This window comes from Halorubrum tibetense, from assembly GCF_055396225.1.
On the sequence record NZ_AP043742.1, the window covers coordinates 1,015,366 to 1,032,487 of the forward strand.

16 protein-coding genes, 2 tRNA genes and 1 pseudogene are annotated in these 17,122 nt (G+C 66.3%); 9 read left to right on the plus strand and 10 right to left on the minus strand.

Annotated features, from left to right (window positions below; translation table 11 throughout):
- Window positions 1–16: 16 nt before the first annotated feature.
- The 5 genes from ACZ5TV_RS05180 to secF form a co-directional block, all read right to left on the minus strand.
- Complete coding sequence (locus ACZ5TV_RS05180; RefSeq protein ID WP_464384194.1) at window positions 17–1,195, minus strand: anion permease; 1,179 nt, start codon at window positions 1,193–1,195, stop codon at window positions 17–19.
- Window positions 1,196–1,197: 2 nt separating this feature from the next.
- Window positions 1,198–1,326: a DUF7859 family protein gene (locus ACZ5TV_RS05185; protein WP_379781793.1), complete on the minus strand. Its 129-nt coding sequence runs from the start codon at window positions 1,324–1,326 to the stop codon at window positions 1,198–1,200.
- 393 nt (window positions 1,327–1,719) lie between these two features.
- Window positions 1,720–2,229, minus strand: coding sequence for a metallophosphoesterase (locus ACZ5TV_RS05190; protein ID WP_379781795.1), 510 nt, complete (start codon window positions 2,227–2,229; stop codon window positions 1,720–1,722).
- A gap of 68 nt (window positions 2,230–2,297) precedes the next feature.
- Window positions 2,298–3,902 (minus strand): preprotein translocase subunit SecD, encoded by a 1,605-nt coding sequence (locus ACZ5TV_RS05195; protein WP_379781797.1) that lies wholly within the window; start codon window positions 3,900–3,902, stop codon window positions 2,298–2,300.
- Window positions 3,902–4,786 carry a protein translocase subunit SecF gene (secF, locus tag ACZ5TV_RS05200; protein WP_379781799.1) on the minus strand — a complete coding sequence of 295 codons (885 nt, stop codon included), beginning with the start codon at window positions 4,784–4,786 and terminating at the stop codon, window positions 3,902–3,904. Before secF ends, ACZ5TV_RS05195 begins: the two co-directional genes overlap by 1 nt.
- A gap of 156 nt (window positions 4,787–4,942) precedes the next feature.
- Here secF and ACZ5TV_RS05205 point away from each other — a divergent pair, with 156 nt between their 5' ends.
- Complete coding sequence (locus ACZ5TV_RS05205; RefSeq protein WP_379781801.1) at window positions 4,943–5,275, plus strand: hypothetical protein; 333 nt, start codon at window positions 4,943–4,945, stop codon at window positions 5,273–5,275.
- Window positions 5,276–5,317: 42 nt separating this feature from the next.
- Here ACZ5TV_RS05205 and ACZ5TV_RS05210 read toward each other — a convergent pair whose 3' ends face one another.
- Together ACZ5TV_RS05210 and ACZ5TV_RS05215 are read right to left on the minus strand one after the other, a co-directional pair.
- The gene (locus tag ACZ5TV_RS05210; RefSeq protein ID WP_379781803.1) at window positions 5,318–5,788 is read right to left on the minus strand and encodes a DUF5812 family protein; all 471 of its coding nucleotides are present in this window, start codon (window positions 5,786–5,788) and stop codon (window positions 5,318–5,320) included.
- A 73-nt stretch (window positions 5,789–5,861) separates the two neighbouring features.
- Complete coding sequence (locus ACZ5TV_RS05215; RefSeq protein WP_379781805.1) at window positions 5,862–6,464, minus strand: hypothetical protein; 603 nt, start codon at window positions 6,462–6,464, stop codon at window positions 5,862–5,864.
- A gap of 95 nt (window positions 6,465–6,559) precedes the next feature.
- Between ACZ5TV_RS05215 and ACZ5TV_RS05220 the strand changes: the two genes are divergently transcribed.
- Window positions 6,560–7,168, plus strand: a complete 609-nt coding sequence (locus tag ACZ5TV_RS05220; protein WP_464384195.1) for an undecaprenyl diphosphate synthase family protein — start codon at window positions 6,560–6,562, stop codon at window positions 7,166–7,168.
- A gap of 27 nt (window positions 7,169–7,195) precedes the next feature.
- Here the strand turns inward: ACZ5TV_RS05220 and ACZ5TV_RS05225 are convergent, their stop codons facing one another.
- The 3 genes from ACZ5TV_RS05225 to ACZ5TV_RS05235 all read right to left on the minus strand — a co-directional run bounded on the left by ACZ5TV_RS05225 (window position 7,196) and on the right by ACZ5TV_RS05235 (window position 9,409).
- A complete protein-coding gene (locus ACZ5TV_RS05225; protein WP_379782721.1) occupies window positions 7,196–8,374 on the minus strand; it encodes an inorganic phosphate transporter in 1,179 nt (392 codons plus the stop codon).
- Window positions 8,375–8,493: 119 nt separating this feature from the next.
- Window positions 8,494–8,564 (minus strand) — tRNA-Gly (locus ACZ5TV_RS05230).
- An 83-nt stretch (window positions 8,565–8,647) separates the two neighbouring features.
- Window positions 8,648–9,409 (minus strand): enoyl-CoA hydratase/isomerase family protein, encoded by a 762-nt coding sequence (locus ACZ5TV_RS05235; protein WP_464384196.1) that lies wholly within the window; start codon window positions 9,407–9,409, stop codon window positions 8,648–8,650.
- A 62-nt stretch (window positions 9,410–9,471) separates the two neighbouring features.
- Between ACZ5TV_RS05235 and ACZ5TV_RS05240 the strand changes: the two genes are divergently transcribed.
- The 7 genes and pseudogenes from ACZ5TV_RS05240 to ACZ5TV_RS05270 all read left to right on the plus strand — a co-directional run bounded on the left by ACZ5TV_RS05240 (window position 9,472) and on the right by ACZ5TV_RS05270 (window position 17,071).
- The gene (locus ACZ5TV_RS05240) at window positions 9,472–10,137 is read left to right on the plus strand and encodes a DUF7114 family protein (RefSeq protein WP_379779834.1); all 666 of its coding nucleotides are present in this window, start codon (window positions 9,472–9,474) and stop codon (window positions 10,135–10,137) included.
- An 81-nt stretch (window positions 10,138–10,218) separates the two neighbouring features.
- Window positions 10,219–10,290: transfer RNA gene (locus ACZ5TV_RS05245), tRNA-Thr, on the plus strand.
- A gap of 473 nt (window positions 10,291–10,763) precedes the next feature.
- Window positions 10,764–12,520: pseudogene (locus ACZ5TV_RS05250) on the plus strand (ABC transporter substrate-binding protein).
- 104 nt (window positions 12,521–12,624) lie between these two features.
- Window positions 12,625–13,581: an ABC transporter permease gene (locus ACZ5TV_RS05255; RefSeq protein ID WP_379779832.1), complete on the plus strand. Its 957-nt coding sequence runs from the start codon at window positions 12,625–12,627 to the stop codon at window positions 13,579–13,581.
- Complete coding sequence (locus tag ACZ5TV_RS05260; RefSeq protein ID WP_379779830.1) at window positions 13,574–14,629, plus strand: ABC transporter permease; 1,056 nt, start codon at window positions 13,574–13,576, stop codon at window positions 14,627–14,629. The genes ACZ5TV_RS05255 and ACZ5TV_RS05260 overlap by 8 nt, the downstream gene beginning before the upstream one ends.
- Window positions 14,629–15,705, plus strand: coding sequence for an ABC transporter ATP-binding protein (locus tag ACZ5TV_RS05265; protein ID WP_379779828.1), 1,077 nt, complete (start codon window positions 14,629–14,631; stop codon window positions 15,703–15,705). Before ACZ5TV_RS05260 ends, ACZ5TV_RS05265 begins: the two co-directional genes overlap by 1 nt.
- Window positions 15,698–17,071, plus strand: a complete 1,374-nt coding sequence (locus ACZ5TV_RS05270; protein WP_379779826.1) for an ABC transporter ATP-binding protein — start codon at window positions 15,698–15,700, stop codon at window positions 17,069–17,071. The genes ACZ5TV_RS05265 and ACZ5TV_RS05270 overlap by 8 nt, the downstream gene beginning before the upstream one ends.
- Window positions 17,072–17,122: the final 51 nt, after the last annotated feature.

The window sequence follows — 17,122 nt, forward strand, 5'->3', positions numbered from 1 at the left end:
TCGACTGGATCGCGGATCAGAACACCAACCGAACTGCCGAGTAGACGCCGAAGCCGAGCACCAACGACCCGACGAGCGACGCGACCCACGCGAGCACCGTGTACCCCATCTTCGACCGGCTCACACCGGCGTCGCCGGCGGCGTAGCCGGCACCGACGATCGCCGAGACGATGATCTCGTTGAACGACACCGGGATCCCGAACGCCACGGCCGCCTGCGCGATCGCGAACGAGGGGATGAGCGCGGCGATCGACCGGCGCGGACCCATGGACGCGTAGTCCTGTGCGATCGCCTTGATCATCCGCGGCGCGCCGGTCCACGACCCGGCGAGCAAGCCGAGGCCGCCGCCGACCAGCAGCGCCCACAGCGGCACGTCGACATCGCCGAAGATCGGGACGAGGGGTCCGATCGCGAGCCCGACCTGCGATCCCCCCGCGGAGAACGCGACCAGCCCGCCCATCGCGAGCAGGAATCGACGCTGTGCGCCCGCCCGGTCCCGCCCGATGTCGAGGTACACAGTCCCGGCGACGAGCACGGCGATGGCGACCGAGACGAGCGGGGTCCCGGTTCCGTCCGGGAGCCCGAGACCGATACCGACCGTGGCCGCGATGGAGGCCTGTTCGCCGGCCGGCCCGAGGAGCGCGAACCCGACGTTCGCGAGGATAACGCCGACGAGACCGGCGAGTCCCGCCGTGAGCGCACGCTCGGGGAACCGGTCGCCGATGAGGGCGCGGGCGACCGCGTAGGCGACGCCGCCGCCGACGAACGGGGTAAGCACCCACAGCGTGAGGATCTCGGCGTACTTCCCCCATGCCGGGTCGCCGCCGAGCGCGAGGCCGACGCCGACGACCGCGCCGGTGACGGTGAACGCCGTCGCGATCGGATACCCCGCGAACACGCCGATGGCAACGAGCACCGCCGCTGTGAGCAGCGCGACGATCGCCGCCCCGGCCGTGAGCGTGACACCTCCGATCAGCTCCGTCCCGACCGCTTCCGTGACGTTCGCGCCCTGTAACACCGCACCGAGGAACCCGAGCACGCCGACGACGAGCCCGGCTCGCATCACCGAGATGGCGTTGGCACCGACCGCCGGCGCGAACGGGGTCGAACCGGACGATCCCGCGCCGATCGACCACGCCATGAACAGGCTGGCAACGCCGGCAACGAGGAACGTCAGGGTCGTAACGACGACCATCGTTACTCCTGGCCGTCCTCGTACCCCTCGCGGAGCCCCATCAGAGTCCGGCGCACGAGGAGGAATCCGAAGAAGAACAGGCCGAGTAGAACCGTTAAAACGAGGATCGGGAGCAGATCGACCGAGGTCATACTCCGAGATCCGTCGGCATCGAGTTAGGCGTTTCGACAGCGTTCACGCGCGGGAGTATCCCGATCCGACCGCCATACTCGTGCGTGACTAAAACGGACGTTTGTGCCTCGAACACCTATAATACGTCTCCGGCACGAGTGGTCGTTGCGACCCCCGCTTCGGCCCGCCACCGACGCCGCACGCCGGGACCCACACCCGTTCGGGCGGTCTCACCGGATCGCGTTCGCGGATCGACATCCCGTCGACCCCCCGCTTTCGGTCGCTTCGCATCCGACCTCCACTCCTTCCTCACCCCTTCACTCGGCCGGATCGGGGGTCGCCCTCGCGTTCTCGTCTCGAACCGACGAGGACGGACACGCGTCGCTCCGGTTCGAGCATCGGGGGTGCACTCGCTACGGCTCGATACGGAACGTCTCGAAGACGTCGCCGTCGGGGGAGACTAACCGCCCGTCGAGTCCCCCGTCGTTCGGATCGAGTTCGGCGTGTGCGGGCCGGTTTCCGCGCGGCTGTGCGTGGCTTCCGGGGTTCAGTATCGGCAGGCCGGTCGAGTCGTCGAAGCGTGGCCGGTGGCTGTGACCGCAGATCACGGCGTCCGCATCCCGCCCTCGACCGAGCATGACGAGGCCGGTGTCGCCGCTGCGGTGACGGTGTGTCACCGCGAACCGAACGCCCGCGTACTCGACGGTGCGGATCTCGGGGAGTCGCTCGCGGATCGCAGCCCCGTCGTTGTTGCCGAACACCGCACGGAGCCGGTTCGTGGCCGACTCGAACGCGTTGAGGACGGGTTCCCGATAGAAATCCCCCGCATGGACGACCGTCTCCGCCTCGTGGACCGCCTCGCGAGTCCGTCCACGAAGCCGGTGATCGTCGGTGCTGTGTGTGTCGGAGACGACGACGAGCATACCGTCGGGTCGCGTCCGTCGGGAGTTAAAGACGCGGGTCGGCGATCGCCGCCTGGAACCCGGCGGAGCTACCGGACCGTCAGCAGCCGCCGGAGGATATCGCCGTACGCCGGGCGAGTGATGAACACGCCGACCAGCACGCCGAGGACGGTGAAGATGGCGAACCCGGAGAGATCACCCAGGGAAAGCACCATCAACGGTGACATCGCGATGATCGTCGTCGCGGCGGCCGCGCCGATCACCCAGAACGCCCGTCTGAACCGTGAGTCGAACACCTTCCGGGAGTTGACGTCGCCCTCGCTCATCACCTCGTCGGCGATGATCACGAGGTCGTCGACCCCGGTCCCGACCACGGCGATGAACCCGGCGATCACCGCGAGCTCCAGCGGATAGCCGATGAGCGCCGCGAAGCCGAGCAGCGCGTACACCTCCGCCAGCGCGGTGAGGATCATCGGGAGGGCGACCTTCGGCTCGCGGTACCGCAGGAACACCATTCCCGCCACAGCGAAGATGGCGAACACGCCGGTGATCATCGAGTAGAGCCGGAAGTTCTCACCCTGTGCGGCCGAGATGGTCGAGGAGGTCCCCTGCCCGGCGATGTCGAGCTCGGCGGGGAGCGCACCGGCGCGTAGGTTGATCGAGATCTCTTGGGCGTCGGCGTAGGACGTGGTCGTCAGCCGGAAGTTGCCGGTGTCGGCCCACGATCCGGAGACCATGCTCTCCGCGAGGTCATCCCGCATGCCGAACGCGTTGACGACCTCGCCGTCGACGACGAGCAGCAGACAGGAGTCGACCGACTCGCCGACCGGCTCCTGCATGTACGTACACGTCGCGCCACCGGCGTTGGTCGCTACCCCGCGGTCGACGACGGCGTCCTGGAAGCGGTGCGCGGGCGACCGCTCGCCCTCGGCGGCCTCGTTGATCACGGAGACGGAGACGTACGCGCCGTCACTCTCCTCGCTTCGACTCGCGGTCCCGATGTTGATGAAGTCGTCCTGGATCAGCACTTCCTCTTCTATCGCGAGGCCGTCCTCCGCCTCCTCGTCGGGATAGCCGATGTCGATCTGGACGGTCCCGCGCTCCTCTAACAGATCGATCACGTACTGGCGGTCCTCGCCGGGCACCTCGATGAGGATGAAGTACTCGCCAGTGATCGACTGGACCTGTTGGACGCTCCCCCCCTGAAGCCCGAACTCGTTGACCTTGTTCTGGATGACCTCCTCGGCGGCGTTGCGGGTCTGTTCCGTGACGCCGCTGCGGATCCCGCCGTACGCGTAGCCGGAGGCGTCCATCGCGGCGCGGAACTGTTCCTCGGAGACGTCGCTGTCGGTCACCTCGACCTCGCCGCCGTCCTCGGTCTGTCGCTCGGCCGTCACGTCGCGTGTGGATACCCCCTCCAACTCCGCGGCGACATCGCTCGCGACTTGGACCGTGTTCTCGCCGGCGAACTCGACGTTCGTCGCGGTGTAGCCGATCAACGGCGCGCGGATCCGGGTTCCACCGGCGAGATCCAGCCCGTACTGGAGGTTCGTGATCCCCTGTCGGGCGTCCGCGCCGTCCTCGCCCGGTGCGGTGTCCGGACCGAACGCCGGCACGAACAGCGCGACGGACGCGCCGATCACGACGACCACGAGCAGCAGTATTCGCCAGTTGTCCTTGATCGGTTGAAGCATCAGCGTTTCACCCCCTGGAACTTGTACCAGCGAAGTAACGTCACGTTCATCAGATACGTGTTCATCATGTCCGCCGCGAGCCCGATCGCGAGGATGATCCCGATGTCACGCAGGAGGTCGATCCCGAACAGCGTCGCGACGATCGCCATGACGATCATGGCGGCCATCGAGGTGACGGTCATCGTCACCCCGGTCCGCATCGCCCGACTGACGGACTCGTAGAAGTCGCCCGTCCGACGCAACACGGAGTTGTTCAACAGGATGTCCGAGTCGACGCTGTATCCGATGATCATGAGGAGGGCCGCCACCGTCCCGAGCGTCATCTCGATCCCCAGCAGGTTCATCGCGGCGATGGGGATCACGATGTCCGAGAACGCGGAGGCGACGACCGCGACGGACGGGATGAACGTCCGGAACAGCGCGAACACGAGCACGCTCATCCCGAGGAACGCGAGTCCGACACCGAAGATCGCGGTCTGAGCGGTGTCGGCGGCGAAGCTCGCCGACACCTGGTCGATGGCGTCGAGCGTCAGTCCGGCGTCGTTCGCTTGATCCTCCAACTCACCCGCGAATCCCTCCGGGTCGTCCTCCGACGCCTGGAACGTCACCACGACCACGTCATCGGCCGGGATCGACCGGACGGAATCCGGTTCCTGTTCGAACGCCGCGTCGATCCGTTCGCCGAGATCTCCCTCGCCGTCGTCGGCGATCCGTAGCTCCACGCCGCCGGTGAACTCCAGCCCGAGATTCGCCGGCGCGCCGGTGACGAAGTACCACCCGCCGATGATCAGAAGCGCCAGGGCGAGCACCGCCAACGGAACCAACACGAGCTGCCGGTTGGAGTAGTCGGTGTAGTCGACCTCCGGTACCTCGATCGCTCCCATGACACGGGTTCGTTATTCGGTCCGAATAAGCCTTTGTATATCCGGGACTGAAAGAAATCGATGCACTCGGACCCCTCCCGGGAGTTATGCGATCTCGGAGGACCGACGGCCTGTCGCGCCGAAATCGGTTTTGCCGGCAGCCGCGTAAGGGCCCGTATGAGTGAACCGATGGCCGACAGCGTCGTGCTCTCGTACCCGGACGGGCTCAGCGGATGGGGCCGCGATCAAATAGACACCGACCGCTACCGGGGGTACTTCCGTCGCGTGCTCGGAACCGTCTCTGTCGGGGACGTCCGCGAGGAGTTCGTCGACGTCGGGTGCTGCGGCGACAGCCCCGACGTCCCGTTTCGGGTCGTAGCGATAACCGTCGACGGCGAACCAGCCGAGACGGCGGTCGTAGCGGCAGGGACGGAGGTGGCGTACGAGACCCACGACGGCGAGGTCGACGGCGGGTGGTGTGTCCAGAGCGCGGCGGGGCCGAACGCATGAAACACGCCTCCGACAGACGATCCGTCACTGACTCACGCCTCGTCACGGAAGGTACCGGACGCTGAGTACGCGGGGCTCCGACCGGATCTCGACCCGGTTCACGCCGAGCCGAGCCGCCCGTGACAACGTCCCCTCACGGTCCTCCAACACGTCATCGACCGCGTCCTCCGTCCCGCCCTCCGGCGGACACAGCACGTGTATCTCGCCGACCCCGGCCCGAGGCTCTCGCGCCAGCTCCCCGGGTTGCAGGTCCGCGGCGAGCTCGCGCTCCTGAACGGTCGGCGGCTCGTCACTCCGGTCGATCGACAGCGAGCGCCGTTCGTCGACCTCGATCACCTGATACGTCACCTCCAGCGGCGGGTCGGGCGCGACCGTCGCCTCGACCGCGTCGTCGACGGCGAGTCCGGGGTTCGACCCCAGCGTGTGTACCTGTCCGTCATGAACGTCCTTGAGAACGGCCGAGTCGGACTCGACGTGAGTCACGAGGAACGTGCTCTCCTTCTCGTTGGTCATCGATGGACGCTACGGTGTCGAGTCATTTCCCGGTTTCGAGGCGGAACAAGGGCCCGACATCGTCGCTGTCGGGTCAGTCGCTCTCGTTGGCTTCTCCGTTGTTGCCGGGGTGGTCACCGGCTCGTTCGTCGTCCGACGCTCCGGGAGCCTCCCCGTCCTCTCCGGCGTCCCCAGCGTCCCGAAGCCGGAAGTGCGTCAGGAACACGAGTCCGGCCCCGGCGATCGGGGGGGCGAAGCCAGCGCGCGGTGGAAGCGCGTACAGCGCGGAAACGACGACGGAGTCCGTCGGGTCACGCAGGTCCGCAGGTGCGGAGATCACCATCCCGAGGTACAGCGAGACGAGGAAAACGAACCCGGCGGCCGCGAGCCACCGGTCGTAGCCGGCGGCGACGCGATCGTCACGGCGATGTCGTCGCGCGACGAACAGCAAGGGGGCGAGAAGCGGCGCGACGGCGGCGAACCCGGCGATCACGTACAACGAGCGCGAAAAGAGGAACGTCCCGCTTTGTACCTCCGCGGTTTCGCCCATCCAGACCACGAGCCCGAGGGTGACGACGAGCGTTATGAACGCCGCCGCGACCGCTCCGACGACGCCGTACACCCGCATCGCCCACGAGTCGGTGTTCCGGATCGCGTAGGGGATCGCGCCGAACACCCCACGGTAGCTGTCGGTCATCACCCCCGATACGACCGATGGCGGATTAAACCCCTCGTCGTGAGGGCGAACACGACCACCGGTCACTTATGTATCTCGACGGTGGAGCGACGGGCGTGGGTTTGTACGACACGTACCTCGCCGTTCGCCACCGGCTACACGACGGCGACCCCCCGGCGCACGTGGCGATCGTCATCACCGAGCGGGACCTGCTGGCCGACGGCGCGTTCGACACGTTGCGGTCGGCGCTCACGTGGGCGTTCGGGTACGGCGCGGACCGCGTGACCGTCTCGGTGTCTGTGCTCGACGAGGCGGTCGTCCCGTCGCTGATCCGCGAGCTGCGCCGCCTCGACGCCCCACGCTCGATGTCGGTCCGTGGCCCGGACGACACGGAGCCCGCGGAGGCCCCGATCCGCGTGAACGTCGGCCTCGGCGGGAAAGCCGAGTTCGCCGCCGCAGTCCGTGACCTCGCGACGGACGTCGCCGACGGCGAGCTCGACCCGGAGGGTATCGACGAGGCCGAGATCGCCGACCGGCTCGTGTTCCCGACGGAGCCCGATCTCGTCGTCAAAACCGGTGCGGAGCGACTCTCCGACTTCGCGATCTGGCAGTCGGTGTACGCCGAACTCTACTTCACGGACGTGAACTGGCGGGATTTTCGGAGGCGCGACTACCTCCGTGCAGTCCTCGACTTTCAGGACCGACAGCGTCGCTTCGGGCGGTAGGGGGACTCGGCGTCGGTCGGCCCGTCGTCACCAGACAAAGCCAAACAGGAGATAAAAGGTCACGAACGCGCCGATAGTCGAAAGCAGCGGGACGACGTTCTGTAACACGACCACTCGCGCGGTGGTCGTAGGGTCGAACAGATCGGTAGCTGCCGGGATATCGTCGGGATCCTCCTCGCCGATCCCGACGACCTCGTCGCCCGGCTCGTCGGCAGCCAGCGCGCTGACCGCGACGTTAGTCTCCGCCTCGCCCCGGATCCCCTCGGAGACCGTCGCCGTTCGGGTGGCACGCCCCCACCCCAGCCCGACGATAGACATCGTCGCGATGATGACGAACGAGGCGGGGATCCCGATCGCGGAGAGCCCGATGACGATCCCGGAGGAGACGACGGCGACGACGATGGCGGCTGTCAACGGGAGGTCCGTGATATCGTTCCCGAGAGTGTCGAGCGTCCGGCGAGCGATGGTGAACGCGCCAACCGCGACGGCGGCGCTCCCGAGAACGATCATGGGGTTCATCTCGACCACACCCGCCCCGACGAGAGGGGCGATGGCGTTCGCGATGTTCGAGGTGCCCGAGGAGAACGCCATCAAACACCCGATCGCGACGACGACCACCGCGCCGACGACCTCGCGGCGGGTCGTGTTCGGGCCGAGCGAGGGCCGGGGAAGGAGCCCGGACCGATCGAACTCCAAGAGCGGCCCCTCCGTGCCGTCGATCGCGACCCACCGATTGATCCGCGGGTAGAAGTACCGGCCGACGACCCCGGAGACCCAGAAGCCGATGATCGGCGCGACGAGCCACCAGATGGCGATCGAACCCATCACTGCCAGATCGAGGCTGCTCGTCGCGACTCCCAGTCCGGCGATCGCGCCCACCGCCGTCATGGATGTCGACGCCGGGACACCGAAGTAGTTGCCGACGAACAGCGCGCCGCCGATGAAGAACAGCACGACGATGCTCGATTCCAGCGTGAACACCCCGGGCTGGGTGATGAGGTCTTCCCCGAGCGTGTCCACGACTCGCCGACCGAGCGTCCCGGCACCGATGAAGAAGAACACGGACATCAGCGCGGCCGCTCCTGCCTTCGAAATCACGCCCGCGCCGACGGCGGGACCGAACGCCGGTCCGGTCGTCGCGCCGCCGATATTGTATCCGACGAACGCCGCGACGACGAGCCCGACGACCAGAAGGATCTCCACCATTCGTTCGTTGGAACCCGCCTCCCACGGTTAAACGGTCCGCTTTCGGAAACGATAGCGCACGGCCGAGACTCCCGCGAGCGCGGCGAGCGGGAGGCAGGCCGGGAAACGACTGAAAGGAGTGCACCGGCCGAGATTTGAACTCGGGTTGCAACCATGGCAAGGTTGCGTGATACCACTACACTACCGGTGCGTGCGTCGCGATTCGAGGTGAACGCGTCGGATATTTAAATCTGTCACATCGGCGCGAGCGAACCGCGGGCCGTCGGCGTATGCTCACTCAGGAGTGTCGGAGTCGCCACCGCCGTCGCGTCGGTCGGCGACCTCATCGGCCGCCTCCGTGGTCGTCGACCGCGATCGTCGGATCGCATCCGCGTGTGCCTCGACGAGGTCCGCGAACGCCGCCGCTTCGGCCGCCTCTTGGGTCTCGTCGTCACGGCGGTCGCGGATCCGCGTTTTTACGACGCGAAGCGCGTCCGGCGTTCCCGCCCCGATATCGGCGGCGACGGCTTCGGGGTCCGCACTCACGCGAGAGACGAGTCCGGTTCGGAGCGCGTCATCCGCGTCGAGGACGCGACCCGAGAGGGCGAACTCGAGGGCGTTCCCCTCGCCCATCACCCGCGGGAGCCGGACGGTTCCGCCCCACGCACCGAACAGGCCGAACCTGACCCCCGGTTCGGCGAACGTCGCGTCGGGGGTGGCGACGCGGACGTCGGCCGCGAGCGCGAGCTCGACGCCGCCACCGCGAGCAGCGCCGTCGACGCCACAGACGACGACCGCGTCCGTGCTCGCAAGGGTCGACGCGACCCGCTGTCCCAAACGGGCGAACGCGGCGGGGTCGTCGAGCGTGGAAACGGCGTCGAGGTCGGCCCCGGCACAGAACGCCGATCCGGCACCGTGAAGGTAGATGACCGGCTCCGTCGCCGCCTCGACCGCCGCCGCCAGCTCGGAGAGGTCGTTCGGGCGGAGCGCGTTCCGTTTCTCGGGACGATCCAGCGTGAGGACGCGGACCGAGCCGTCCCCGTGACTCCGAACCATGGACTCCGGTGGGGGCGGTTTCCAAAGGTCTTTGCCCTTCCCTGTCGAACGAAGCGATAGTAATGGACGACGTCGTGCGGGCGCGTGACGCCGCGCTCGAAGCGCTCGCGGACATCGAGCCCGACTACCTCCGGGAGACCCTCGACGACCTGCTCGCGGACGCGGCGGTGACGCCCGGGGTGTTGTCGCTCGTGACGGCGCGCGCGCTCGACCCGGACGTAGACCCCGACGACGTCGTCGACCGGGCCGCCGGCGTCCAGCTCATCTACGAGGGGCTCCGGCTCACGCGCCGCCTGTCCCACGAGGAGCCCTGGGAGTCGGCGGCGACCGCCGAAGCCGACATCGACGCGGATATGGACGTGCTCGCCGCCGAGGTGCTCGTCTCCCGTGGCTTCTCGCTTTTGTCACACACCGGTGCCGCCGGCGCGGCGGTCGAGGTCGTCCGAGCGTTCGGCCGGGACCAGACACAGCGTAACCGGGAGGGTATCGCTCCCGAAGCGGCGGTCGCCCTCGATAGGAGTCTCGAAGTCGATGCTCTCGAGCTCGCCGTCGTCGCCGGGACGACGGCCGTCGGCGGGGACCCTCCCGCGGAGCTGCTCGAGTACGCCCGCGAGCTCGCCGCCGACTACGACGGCGAGTTCCCGCCACCCGGACGCGCACTCCCCGAGACGACCGCCGACCGGATCGCGGATATCTCCGATCGGGCCGTCAGCGCGACCGACCGCTGAACACGACGGCACCGCCCGACGGGTCCGGGACCGAAGCCGGATCGAAACCCCTAAAGTCGGTTCCGGACAACGAACGACTGCGCCTGGGTAGCTTAGCGGTAAAGCGCGTCCTTGGTAAGGACGAGAGCCCGGGTTCAAATCCCGGCCTAGGCTCTCCCTTTCCCGCTAATGATCACGTTGAGTGATCCGGAGAACAGCAGCTCAGTACGACCGTTCTACCGACGCCGTCCGAGTCGATAGAAGAAATCATATGCAGTCCGGATCCGATAGATGCAATTATTACTCTCCACAGAGGGTATATATAAGATAATTTCAGCAGTTTTTCAGAGGTGTTTGGAGAAATCGTCAGTTTCAGGGCGTGACAACCGTACGAGACAGTATTCGTAACATATTATAGTGATCGGTAGAAGTAACATGGTATGCCAAGTCGGCACGAAGGCTCCGGCGATAGCCGGACGATAAATCGACGTAGGGTCCTCACCACCATCGGCGCGGCCGGCGCTGCCGGGCTGGCCGGATGTGGTGATCAAGAGGGTGAAGGCCCCCAAGGTCCAGGTGACGAAGACGGACTGTTCCCGCTCGAAGTCCAGCTCGAAGTCAACGCGGACAACGACGACCGCGTCCAGCTGGTCGAGCTCATCGCCGAATCGATGGAGCAGACCGGCTACTTCGAGACGGAGGTCGAGACGTACGAGTGGAACACGTACGTCGGCCGCGTCCTCGATCCCGATATCCCGACGGCGAGAACATCGTTCCCTGTATCGGGCTGTCGGGGACGTTCAACCCGCACAGCTTCTGTGACGCGCTCCACAACACCGCGAACATCGGCGCGTGTTGTAACCTCACGGGCATCTCCGACTCCGATCTCGACGAGCTCCTCGACACGGCTCGATACGGTGCCGACGTCGCGGAGGATCCGCAGCTGCGCGCGGAGCGCTACGACGAGATCTGGCGAACGCTCGCCGAGGAAGCGTACAGCTCCATCACGCACTTCGACCTCGCGACGGCCGTCGCCAGCACGGACGTTCACGGGTTCAACATGTGGCCCTTCAACGAGGGGCTCTTCAGCTACAACATGTACGCCCCGCAGGACGAGCAGGTCATGTGGCTCGACCGCGACTCCGCGGCGGACTTCGACGCTGACATCTCCGACCTCCAGGAGGGAGGCACGCTCCGCGGTGGCCTCGGCGCGAACGTCGACTCGTTCGACCCGCCACACAGCAGCGACACGACCTCGACGATGGCACAGGGGTTCCTCTTCGAGGCGCTCACCGCGACCGACTCCCAGGGGAACATCTACCCGTGGCTCGCCCGCGACTTCGAGCTGCTCGACGTCCAAGACATCGACCGCTCCGTGTACGACGAGTACATGCGGACCGTCGAGGCGACCGAGGACGGTGTGCCCGCCGGCGACGAATACGCTATCATCACGGGCGAAGCCGAGGACGGCGAAGTCGACATCCTCACCCACGAGGACGCTCGTGAGGCGGCCGAGGACGGCACCTACGGGATGCACTTCCGCTACGAGCTGCACGAGGGCGTCGAGTTCCACAACGGCGACGAACTCACCGCCGAGGACGTCGTGGCAACGTACGAGTACGCCGAGGGCTCCCAGCTCGCGCCGCAGACGTACGACTCGGTGCTGGCCGTGACCGAAGTCGACGAGTACACGGTCGACATGTACGCACAGGTTCCGGACGCCGAGGGCGACCGCGAGCTGCCCGGGCTCCTCATTCTCAACTCCACCCAACTCGACGAGATCGAGAAGGGGAACCTCGATCCGCGCGAAGGGAACATCCCGATCGGGACGGGTCCGTACGAGTTCGACGAGTTCGAGGACGAGCAGTTCTACGAGGTCGAGAAGTTCGACGACTACTGGGTCGAACAGAAGGGCGTCGAGGAGGCGTTCTCCTGGTTCGACGGCTCGGCCGACTTCCCGGATGGCCCCGTCGTCGACCGCTTCGAGCTGGAGATCGTTCCCGACGACGCGACGCGCTCGGGCGCACTCCAGAACGACGAGATCGACATCACGTACGGCCTCGCCAGCGGGACGCTCGACGACTTCGACGCCGACGACGGGTACCTCGTCCACGGCGTCGAAACCGGCGGGTACGAGTACATCCAGTACCCGGTTGACGTCGAACCGTTCGACGACCGCCGCGTCCGGCAAGCGATCAACCACCTCGTTCCGCGCCAGCAGATCGTCGACAACGTGTTGAACGGCTGGGGCCGCCCCGCCTGGACGGACCTTCCCGAGCTGGCACACGGCTCCGGGACCGTCGATCACGACGCGCTCGAAGACGAGATCCGGCCGACGAACGAGTACGACCCCGAACGGGCGGAGGAGCTGCTCCAGGAAGTCGCGGACGACCACGCGGAGTAAGCCAGCCGCCGAACCGCGGTCGGCGGAACGCTCTCTTCCCGACCGAACAGACAGCCAACCCACCCACCATTTACCAATGACCCCACCACGGTGACCCAGCGACGATGAGCCTCCAACGTTTCATACTGAAACGCGTACTATCGGTGATCCCGATCCTGTTCGGCGTGTCCGTGATCACGTTCGGGCTGTTCCATCTGACCCCCGGCGATCCGATTTCGCAGCTGGTCGCGTTGAACCCGGACGTCTCCGCGGCAGAAGAAGCACAGCTCCGGGAGCGGTGGGGGCTTTCGGGCCCCGTCTACGAGCAGTACTTCACGTGGATCACGAACGTGATGGTCGGTGACTTCGGACAGGAACTCCGCACGGGACGTGACGTCTCGGGTATCGTCTGGCGGCGTCTCCCTGAGACGATCGCGCTCGGTATCTTCGGCTGGGTGTTCGCGCTCGTCGTTGCGATCCCGACAGGGATCTACGCGGCGGTCAACAAGGACCGCCTCGGTGACACGGTAAGCCGCTTCATCGCACTGTCCGGCATCTCGATCCCGAACTTCTGGCTCGGGCTGATGTTGATCCTGATATTCTCGCTATACGTCGGCCTGTTCCCGGTGTTACCACCGTCGCGGCTCCCGCTGTATCACCCCGAGATGCTCTGGTATCTCATCTTACCGGGGGTCACGATCGGGACGGCGTCGGCCGCGAGTATCATGCGGGTGATGCGGACGTCAATGGCGGAGGAGCTGAACAAGGAGTACGTCACTGCCGCCCGCGCGAAGGGGCTTCCCGAGCGAACGGTCGTGTTCAAACACGTGCTCCGGAACTCGCTCATCTCCGTCGTGACGCTCGCCGCGACCCTGACTGCAGGGATCGTGGCGGGCTCCGTCGTCGTCGAGACCGTGTTCAACTGGCCGGGGCTGGGCTTCGAGTTCATCCAAGCGATCAACCAACGTGAGATCAACGTCGTGATGGCGATCACGCTGTTCACCGGCTTCTTCGTCATCGTCGCGAACCTCATCGCGGACATCCTGTACGCCGCACTCGACCCGAGGATCAGATATGACTGACACCGACAACCCTACCGACGAACGAGGTCGGATCCGGATCTCCGGGTTCGACGCGGATCGCGTCCGAAACCGGGAACCCCTCTCCGATTGGACAGGTGAGACGAGCGGTGAGACGATGAGCCGATGGCGACGCGGCCTCCAGCGGTTCGTCCGTAACCGCTCGGCGATGGGCGCGCTCGTTGTCGTGGTCCTGATGTCGCTGATCGCGATCTTCGCACGGCCGATCGAGATCGGCGGCTACGTCGTCCAGCCGTTCTCACTGGCGCCGTACGACCCGACTACGATCATCTACTTCACGGTCGACCCGAACGTCGGAATCTACGACCCGCCGTCTTGGCAGTATCCGATGGGTATCGATGGCTCCGGGCGTGACCTGTTCTCCCGGATCCTCGTCGGCGGCCGATACAGCATCTCGATCGGCTTCATCGTCGTCGGACTGACGGCGTCGTTCGGGCTGATCTACGGCGCCATCTCCGGCTACTACGGCGGGAACGTCGACGAAGTGATGATGCGGATCGTCGACACCATCTTCGCGTTCCCCGGCCTGATCCTGGCGCTCATCATCGTCGCCATCCTCGGCGGCGGCTACTGGCAGCTCGTGCTGGCGTTCAGCCTCTTCGGCTGGGCCGGCTACGGTCGGCTCGTCCGCGGTGAAGTGCTGAAAATCAAGGAGAACGAGTACGTGATGGCGGCCAAAGCGCTCGGCGCGCGCGACCGATCGGTCGTGTTCAGACACATCGCGCCGAACGCGATGCCGCCACTCATCGTGTTGGCGTCGCTCAACATCGGCAGCGTCGTGATCGGCGTCGCCGCACTCGGCTTCCTAGGGCTCGGGATGGACCCGAGCACCGCCGAGTGGGGGACGATGCTCGACGAGACACGCGAGACGCTGATCCAGGGGCCGGGCGGACAGATCCCCTGGTGGGCGACGGTGTACCCCGGTGCGGCGATCTTCACGTTCGTGATGGCGATGAACATGATCGGTGACGGTATCAACGACGCGTTGGACGCACAGGAGACGGGTGTCGGCCGCGGGGGTGACGACTGATGGCTCTCCTCGAAGTGGAGGACCTGACAGTCCGGTTCTACACGCAGGAGGGCGTGGTCACCGCCGTCGACGGGCTCTCGTATCGGATCGACAGCGGCGAGAAGTTCGGCGTAGTCGGGGAAAGCGGGGCCGGAAAGAGCGTGACCGCGCTGTCCGTGCTCCGACTCATCGAGAGTCCCGGCCGGATCGAGAGCGGCGAGATCCGATTCAAGGGCGAGAACCTCCTCGAGATGTCCGAAGAGGAGGTCCGGTCGATCCGGGGCAACGAGATCGCGATGATCTTCCAAGACGCCCAGACCGCGTTGAATCCGGTGTACACCGTCGGTGAACAGATCGCCGAGGCGATCGAACACCACATGGATTACGGCTCGGCGGAGGCACGGGACCGGACGATACAGCTGCTCGACCGGGTAGGGATCCCGGAGGCCGAAGAACGGTTCTCCGACTACCCCCACGAGTTCTCCGGCGGGATGCAACAGCGGGCGATCATCGCGATGGCCCTGTCGTGTGATCCCGATCTCATCGTCGCCGACGAGCCGACGACGGCGCTCGACGTCACCATCGAGGCACAGATCCTCGACGAGCTCAGCGAGCTCGCGGACGACTTCGATGTCGCGATCCAGCTCATCACCCACGACCTCGGCGTGATCGCGCAGGTGTGTGACCGCGTGATGGTCATGTACGCCGGGAAGCCGGTCGAGAAGGCGCCGGTCGAGGACCTGTACTACGACCCGAAACACCCGTACACGGTCGGGCTGATGAGCTCGATCCCACGGGTGGGAGACCCGCGCGACCGCCTCCAAACGATCCCGGGGACGATGCCGGACCTCGTCGAGCTGCCCTCGGGATGTAGCTTCCATCCCCGGTGTCCGTTCGCCGAGGAGAAGTGTACCCGGACGGAGCCGCCGCTTGTCGACCTCGAAACCGACCGCGAGGCCGGGATCGAGACGGAACGTGCGGCCGCCTGTGTCGAGTACACCGAGGGACTCTCCAGAGGTCTCGATTACACGGTCGAGGTAGACGGGCCGGTGGACGAGACGGTTCGGCAGTACGTGGAGGGTGGTTCCCGTGAGTGATCGCGGGGAGCCGATCCTCGAAGTCGACGGGCTCGAGAAGTACTACGACTCGACCGGTGGGTTCATCGACAAACTCTTCGGCCGATCACAGTGGGTAAAGGCGGTCGACGGCGTCGACCTCGAGCTGCACGAGGGCGAGACGCTGGGCGTGGTCGGCGAGTCCGGCTGCGGGAAGACGTCGCTCGGTCGGAGCATGCTCCGACTCATCGAGCCGACCGGCGGCTCGGTGTACTTCAAAGGCGAGGACCTGACCGAGTTCTCGAGCTCGGAGCTGCGCGACGTCAGAAAGGACATCCAGTACATCTTCCAGGACCCGTTCTCGAGTCTGAACCCGCGACTCACCGTGGGCGACATCATCGGCGAGCCGCTCGACATCCACGGGATCGCCACCGGCGAGGAGCGAAAGGAACGAATCTACGAGCTGTTGGAGACGGTGGGGTTGAACGCGAGCCACGCGAACCGGTACCCACACGAGTTCTCCGGCGGCCAGCGGCAGCGGATCGGTATCGCCCGGGCGCTCGCGGTCGACCCAGAAGTGATCGTCTGTGACGAGCCGGTGTCGGCGCTGGACGTGAGCGTCCAGGCACAGATCCTCAACCTGTTGGAGGACCTCCAAGAGGAGTTCGGGCTGTCGTATATCTTCATCGCCCACGACCTCAGCGTCGTCGAGCACATCTCCGACCGGATCGCGGTCATGTACCTCGGCGAGATCGCCGAGATCGGACCGACGCGGGACGTGTTCGAACCGCCGTATCACCCGTACTCGGAGGCGTTGCTTTCGGCAATACCCGAGCCCGACCCGTTGTGGGAGGGAGACCAGATATTCCTCACCGGGACGGTGCCGTCACCGCTCAATCCGCCGTCCGGCTGCCGGTTCCACACGCGGTGTCCGAAAGTGATCCGCGACGCCGACTACGACCTCACACAAGAGGTGTGGCGCTCGGTCATGGATTTCAAGCTGCGGACACAACAGGCGGACACGGTGGAGTCCGTGACCGCGGAGCTGGAAGGGGAGACAGACGGGAGCCGGACGGAGGCGACCGAGGCCGCACGGAGCGTGTTCGACGAGATGGTCCGTACGGAGTTCGACCTCCCGGAGACGCTGGGGGACCCCGAGGCCGAAACGGTGATCACGGAGGCGATCGACGCGCTCCACAACGATCGGATCGAGGCGGCCGCCGAACGGCTCGACGAGGCGTTCACGTCGCCGTGTTCGGAGCATCACCCCGAGTTCTACGCGACCGGACCGGAACACGACATCGCGTGTATCCGGTACGACGACCGGTTCGACGAGACGACGGACACGTTCCGCGGCGCGGCACCGACCACGGGAGCCAGCGCGGACCGCGGGAACGCGGACGACTAACGACCGCTGGTACCGGCCGAACCCGCTCGGACGACCGTGTCCGTCGTTTTA